The 614-nt window shown below is 71.0% G+C and carries 1 protein-coding gene; it reads left to right on the top strand.

What is annotated here, in order from left to right; translation table 11 throughout:
• The coding region (locus CTZ28_RS46425) for an alpha-amylase family glycosyl hydrolase (RefSeq protein WP_259472126.1) at window positions 1–614 on the top strand (614 nt) is incomplete at both ends.

Genomic DNA, 614 nt, shown 5'->3' on the forward strand with positions numbered 1-614 from the left:
CACCAGGGCGTGACCGGCACCCGCTTCACCGTGTGGGCGCCGAACGCCCGGGGCGTGCGGCTGGCCGGCGGGTTCAACTTCTGGGACGGCACCGGATACCCGATGCGTTCGCTCGGCTCCTCGGGCGTCTGGGAGCTGTTCGTGCCCGGCGTCGGCGAGGGCGAGCTGTACAAGTTCGAGATCACCTCGCGCCACGGTGACCGGTTCCTCAAGGCGGACCCGATGGCACGCCGCACGGAGGTGCCACCCGCGACGGCCTCCGTGGTGCACGCCTCCCACCACGAGTGGGGCGACGACGCATGGCTGGCACACCGCGCGGACATCCCCGTGCACGAGGCCCCGTTCTCCGTGTACGAGGTCCACCTGCCGTCCTGGCGCCCGGGGCTGACGTACCGTCAGCTGGCCGAGCAACTGCCCGCGTACGCCCGGGACCTGGGCTTCACCCATGTGGAGCTGATGCCGGTCGCCGAGCACCCCTTCGGCGGCTCCTGGGGCTACCAGGTCACCGGCTACTACGCCCCGACCGCCCGCCTCGGCACCCCCGACGACTTCAAACACCTCATCGACACCCTGCACCAGACAGGCATCGGCGTCCTCATCGACTGGGTACCCGC

The sequence above is a fragment of the Streptomyces shenzhenensis genome (genome assembly GCF_003688995.1).
Lineage (GTDB): Bacteria > Actinomycetota > Actinomycetes > Streptomycetales > Streptomycetaceae > Streptomyces > Streptomyces shenzhenensis_A.